Annotated in this window: 7 protein-coding genes; 2 read left to right on the top strand and 5 right to left on the bottom strand. The window is 71.1% G+C overall.

Annotation, left to right across the window (positions count from 1 at the left end; genetic code table 11):
• Positions 1–55 precede the first annotated feature (55 nt).
• Positions 56–1,324, top strand: coding sequence for a PTS transporter subunit EIIC (locus tag GL263_RS21625; RefSeq protein WP_182857411.1), 1,269 nt, complete (start codon positions 56–58; stop codon positions 1,322–1,324).
• A gap of 97 nt (positions 1,325–1,421) precedes the next feature.
• Here the strand turns inward: GL263_RS21625 and GL263_RS21620 are convergent, their stop codons facing one another.
• A complete protein-coding gene (locus GL263_RS21620; protein ID WP_182857410.1) occupies positions 1,422–2,177 on the bottom strand; it encodes an MBL fold metallo-hydrolase in 756 nt (251 codons plus the stop codon).
• Between the two features lie 171 nt (positions 2,178–2,348).
• On the opposite strand from GL263_RS21620, the gene GL263_RS21615 reads away from it, so the two are divergent.
• Positions 2,349–2,807, top strand: coding sequence for a type II toxin-antitoxin system PemK/MazF family toxin (locus GL263_RS21615; protein WP_182857409.1), 459 nt, complete (start codon positions 2,349–2,351; stop codon positions 2,805–2,807).
• Between the two features lie 67 nt (positions 2,808–2,874).
• On the opposite strand, the gene GL263_RS21610 is transcribed toward GL263_RS21615, so the two are convergent.
• From GL263_RS21610 to GL263_RS21600, 4 genes are all read right to left on the bottom strand, one after another.
• Complete coding sequence (locus GL263_RS21610) at positions 2,875–3,825, bottom strand: PLP-dependent cysteine synthase family protein (protein ID WP_182857408.1); 951 nt, start codon at positions 3,823–3,825, stop codon at positions 2,875–2,877.
• The gene (locus GL263_RS21605; protein ID WP_182857407.1) at positions 3,825–4,103 is read right to left on the bottom strand and encodes a MoaD/ThiS family protein; all 279 of its coding nucleotides are present in this window, start codon (positions 4,101–4,103) and stop codon (positions 3,825–3,827) included. The genes GL263_RS21610 and GL263_RS21605 overlap by 1 nt, the downstream gene beginning before the upstream one ends.
• A 119-nt stretch (positions 4,104–4,222) precedes the next feature.
• On the bottom strand, positions 4,223–4,336 hold the full coding sequence (locus tag GL263_RS29105; protein ID WP_323379512.1) for a putative leader peptide: 114 nt from the start codon (positions 4,334–4,336) through the stop codon (positions 4,223–4,225).
• Between the two features lie 66 nt (positions 4,337–4,402).
• A complete protein-coding gene (locus GL263_RS21600; RefSeq protein WP_182857406.1) occupies positions 4,403–4,834 on the bottom strand; it encodes a M67 family metallopeptidase in 432 nt (143 codons plus the stop codon).
• Positions 4,835–4,911 lie beyond the last annotated feature (77 nt).

The following is a 4,911-nucleotide window of genomic DNA, read 5'->3' as shown; positions in this document are numbered from 1 at the left end:
CACCCGTCCCCCGGCTTGTTTCTCCCCGGCGGCGCTTCGCGCAAAGGAAAATCCTATGAGCACGCCGAGTACGGCCACATCCGACAAGCCGAGTACCGGATCAAAGGTCATGGCCGTCGCCCAGCGCATCGGGCGCAGCCTCATGCTCCCGATCGCGACACTTCCCGCCGCCGCCCTCATGGTGCGGCTGGGCCACACCGACATGCTGGGCCGGGAGAACTTCCCCGCCTTCCTCCAGCGCCTGGCCGAGTTCATGGCCGCCGCCGGTGGCGCCCTGCTCGACAACATGCCGCTGCTGTTCGCGGTCGGCATCGCCGTCGGCTTCGCCAGGAAGGCCGACGGCTCGACCGGCCTCGCGGCCGTCGTCGGCTACCTGGCCTTCGCCAACGTCCTCAAGGCCTTCAAGGACGACAGCCTGCCGAAGGTCGCCACCGTCGTCGACGGTGAGATCGTGAACGTCGCCCCGCCGGTCAACGCCGGTGTCCTCGGCGGCGTGGTCATGGGCATCGTGGTCGCCCTGCTCTACCAGCGGTACCACCGCAAGAAGCTGCCGGACTGGCTGGGCTTCTTCGGCGGCCGCCGCCTGGTCCCGATCCTCTCGGCCTTCGCCGGTCTGGGCATCGGCATCGTCTTCGGTTACATCTGGCCCGTCCTCGGCACCGGTCTGCACAACTTCGGCGAGTGGCTCGTCGGCTCCGGCGCGGTGGGCGCGGGTGTCTTCGGTGTCGCCAACCGGGCGCTCATCCCGGTCGGCATGCACCACCTGCTGAACTCCTTCCCGTGGTTCCAGGCCGGCGAGTACAACGGCAAGAGCGGCGACATCGCCCGCTTCCTGGAGGGCGACCCGACCGCCGGCCAGTTCATGACCGGCTTCTTCCCGATCATGATGTTCGCGCTGCCGGCCGCCTGCCTGGCGATCTACCACTGCGCCCGCCCGGAGCGTCGCGCGGTTGTCGGCGGCATGATGTTCTCGCTCGCGCTGACCTCGTTCGTCACCGGCGTCACGGAGCCGATCGAGTTCACCTTCATGTTCATCGCCCCGGTCCTGTACGCGATCCACGCCCTCCTGACCGGCGTCTCCATGGCGCTGACCTGGGCGCTCGGCATGCGCGACGGCTTCGGCTTCTCCGCCGGCGCCATCGACTACCTGCTGAACTTCGGCATCGCGTCCAAGCCGCTCGGGATCATCCTGGTCGGCCTGTGCTTCGCGGTGGTCTACTACGCCCTCTTCCGCTTCGCGATCACCAAGTTCAACCTGCCGACCCCGGGCCGCGAGCCCGAGGAGGAGGCCGCGGAGCTGGAGAAGGAGAACTACAAGGCCTGACCGGCCTGACCAGACTGTCCCGCGAGTCTCACGGGACCCGCTGAACCCACCGGTGGCCCGGAGCGTCCGACGCTCCGGGCCACCGGCGTGTCCGCTGTCAGAACTCGTACACCGCGCCCGCGCGCGCCAGCTCCACCGGGCCCGCGTAGGCGGCCCGCGCGTCCCGCAGGTTCACCTCCGGGTCCGTCCACGGCGGTACGTGGGTGAGCACGAGCCTGCCCACCCCGGCGGCCTTCGCCGCCTCCCCCGCCTGGAGCCCGTTGAGGTGCAGCCCGGGGATGTCCTCCTTGCCGTGCACAAACGACGCCTCGCACAGGAACAGGTCGGCGCCGGCGGCGAGCCGGTCCAGACCCGCGCACGGGCCGGTGTCCCCGGAATAGGTGAGCACCGAGCCGCCGTGCTCGACGCGGAAGCCGTACGCCTCGACCGGGTGGTCCACCGCCTCGGCGAACACCCGGAACGGGCCGGCGTCGAACTCCTGCCCCGACCGCAGCGTGCGGAAGTCGAAGACCTCGCTCATCGAGCGCTCACTGGGCGTGTCCGCGTACGCGGTGGTCAACCGCTGCTCGGTGCCGGTCGGCCCGTAGACCGGGATCGGGGCGCAGCGCCCGCCGTCGAAGCGGTAGTAGCGCGCCACGAAGTAGGCGCACATGTCGATGCAGTGGTCCGCGTGCAGATGGCTCAGCACGATCGCGTCCAGGTCGTACAGCCCGATGTGGCGCTGCAGCTCACCGAGCGCGCCGTTTCCCATGTCCAGCAGCAGCCGGTAGCCGTCGGCCTCGACGAGGTAACTCGAGCAGGCCGAGTCCGGGGACGGGAACGAGCCCGAACAGCCGACGACGGTGAGCTTCATTGGGGTGGGAACCTCCGCACAGCCCGGCAAAGGAGAGGGTTTCCTGAGAGTAAGGGCCGTCGGGCCCCGTGACTGCTTCCGTCACGCTTGTGTGGGCGGAATCACCAGTGCGGGGTACCGTCGGTTGCACGGGGTCGCAGCGGTTGTGCAGCGGTCGTTCGGAGGAACGTGGTGGATACGTCCTGGTGGCTCGCCGTCGCCGCGGCCGTGGTGATGATCGCGGTGGTCGCCCTGGCGGACCACCGCGGCCGCAGGCCGGCGCGTCGCCGGCCGGTGCCCCACGGACGGCTCGGACCGGCCCCGGCCGGGCCGCTGCCGCAGCCCCGGCCCGGCGAGGTCTGGTGGGCGCGGACCCCCTACCGCGACCGGCCCGGTACGACCGTTCGGCGCTGTGTCGTGCTGAGCGCCGGCGAGGAGACGGTGGTGGTCGCGGAGATCTCCGCGCGCCGGCCCGAGCCGCCGCGCCCGGAGGTGGTGCTGCTGCCGCAGGGCACGGTGGACGACAGCCGGGGCATGCCGCTCTACCTGGAGACGGACGCCCTGGTGGCGCTGCCGGCGTGGGACTTCCGCCGACGCTGCGGACAGCTCTCCGAGGGGATGTGGCGCACGGTCCGCAAGGTCGCCCGGTGACCCCTGTCCGCCGTACGGGTCGGGGCCCGGCCGCCGCGCGGTCCGGGCCCCGAGGTGGTCCGGCGGGTCAGGCCCAGAGCTGGCCCTGGAGGCGTTCGACGGCGGCCTCGGTGGACTCGGCCGTGTAGATGCCGGTCGACATGTACTTCCAGCCGCCGTCGGCGACGACGAAGACGATGTCGGCGTCCTCCCCCGCGGCCAGCGCCCGGCGGCCCACGCCGATGGCCGCGTGCAGGGCGGCTCCGGTGGAGACGCCCGCGAAGATGCCCTCCTCGGAGAGCAGCTCGCGGGTGCGCCGGACGGCGTCCTCCGAGCCGACGGAGAAGCGGGAGCTGAGCACGGACTCGTCGTACAACTCGGGGACAAAGCCCTCGTCGAGGTTGCGCAGGCCGTAGACGAGGTCGTCGTAGCGGGGTTCGGCCGCGACGATCCGCACCTCGGGGCGGTGCTCGCGCAGGTAGCGGCCGGCGCCCATCAGCGTGCCGGTGGTGCCGAGCCCGGCGACGAAGTGGGTGATCGAGGGCAGGTCGGCGAGGATCTCCGGGCCGGTCGTGGCGTAGTGCGCGCCGGCGTTGGCCTCGTTGCCGTACTGGTAGAGCATGACCCAGTCCGGCTGCTCGGCGGCCAGCTCCTTGGCCACGCGCACGGCCGTGTTGGAGCCGCCGGCCGCCGGCGAGGAGATGATCTCCGCGCCCCACATGGCCAGCAGGTCGCGGCGCTCCTGGCTGGTGTTCTCCGGCATCACGCAGACGATGCGGTAGCCCTTGAGCCGTGCCGCCATCGCCAGGGAGATGCCGGTGTTGCCGCTGGTGGGCTCCAGGATCGTGCAGCCGGGGGTGAGCCGGCCGTCCTTCTCCGCCTGCTCGATCATGTGCAGGGCCGGCCGGTCCTTGATCGAGCCGGTCGGGTTGCGGTCCTCCAGCTTCGCCCAGACGCGGACGTTCTCGGCGGGCGAGAGCCGGGGGAGCCGGACCAGCGGCGTGTTGCCGACGGCTGCCAGCGGGGAGTCGTAGCGCATCAGCGCGAGCCTCCGGCGACGGCCGGGAGGATGGTCACACTGTCGCCGTCGGCCAGCTTGGTGTTGATGCCCTCCAGGAACCGCACGTCCTCGTCGTTCAGGTAGACGTTGACAAAGCGGCGCAGCTCGCCGCCGTCGACCAGGCGCTCGTGGATGCCGCCGTGCCGCGTCTCCAGGTCGGCGAACAGCTCGGCGAGCGTGCCCCCGCTGCCCTGGACGGCCTTCTCGCCGTCGGTGTAGGTGCGGAGGATGGTCGGGATGCGGACCTCGATGGCCATGGGTGTGCTCCTGGGATGTCTGTGGTGGTGGCGCGGGTGTGCCGGGCGGCCGGGGCCGCGCGGGGTGTGCCGGCGGGATGGGTGCGGCTCGGTGGGGCGGGGCGCCCGTCGAACGCGGCTCAACACATGGCGCTGGAGAGGCGGCACAGGTCGACGTGCAGGCGCGCGACGAGGAGGGCGCCCGGGGCGCCCTCACCGACTGTGTTCGCGTCGTTCACGTCGTGCATAACCATGGGCTCATCGTATCGATTCCCGGGGCCCGAACAGGCCCTCGGTGTCAGCATCCGGACGTTTCCGTCTCAGGAAGCGTACGAGTCGACGATCCGGACGTCCTCCTCGGTGATCCGACCATCCACGATGCGGAACGAACGGAAGGAGAAGGGGCCCTCGCCGCTGCCGCACTCGGCCGTGGAGACCAGCACGTAGTGGGCGCCGGGCTCGTTCGCGTAGGAGACGTCGGTCCGCGACGGGTACGCCTCGGTCGCGGTGTGCGAGTGGTAGATGACCACCGGCTCCTCGTCCCGGTCGTCCATCTCGCGGTAGAGACGCAGCAGGTCGGTGGAGTCGAACTCGTAGAAGGTGGGCGAGCGGGCCGCGTTCAGCATCGGGATGAAGCGCTCGGGGCGGCCCTGCCCGGCCGGTCCGGCGACCACGCCGCACGCCTCGTCCGGGTGGTCGGCCCTGGCGTGGGCGACGATCTTGTCGTGCAGCTCGCGGGTGATGGTCAGCATGGACGCAACGATAGGTCGGCGTCCGCGGGGTGCGGCCATCAGGCCGCGAAATCCCGCGATGCGGACGATCTTCGTCC

Source organism: Streptomyces durbertensis (genome assembly GCF_014156695.1).
In the GTDB taxonomy this organism is placed as follows: Bacteria; Actinomycetota; Actinomycetes; order Streptomycetales; family Streptomycetaceae; genus Streptomyces; species Streptomyces durbertensis.
The sequence above is the reverse complement of the archived record's forward strand: the minus strand, read 5'-3'. Positions and strand labels throughout refer to the sequence as shown.

What these genes read in the sequence shown, in the direction of transcription:
- GL263_RS21600 (WP_182857406.1), bottom strand. Translation starts at nt 4,834, where the DNA reads ATGCTGACCATCACCCGCGAGCTGCACGACAAGATCGTCGCCCACGCC.
- GL263_RS21610 (WP_182857408.1), bottom strand. Translation starts at nt 3,825, where the DNA reads ATGCGCTACGACTCCCCGCTGGCAGCCGTCGGCAACACGCCGCTGGTC.
- GL263_RS29105 (WP_323379512.1), bottom strand. Translation starts at nt 4,336, where the DNA reads ATGGTTATGCACGACGTGAACGACGCGAACACAGTCGGTGAGGGCGCC.
- GL263_RS21625 (WP_182857411.1), top strand. Translation starts at nt 56, where the DNA reads ATGAGCACGCCGAGTACGGCCACATCCGACAAGCCGAGTACCGGATCA.
- GL263_RS21620 (WP_182857410.1), bottom strand. Translation starts at nt 2,177, where the DNA reads ATGAAGCTCACCGTCGTCGGCTGTTCGGGCTCGTTCCCGTCCCCGGAC.
- GL263_RS21605 (WP_182857407.1), bottom strand. Translation starts at nt 4,103, where the DNA reads ATGGCCATCGAGGTCCGCATCCCGACCATCCTCCGCACCTACACCGAC.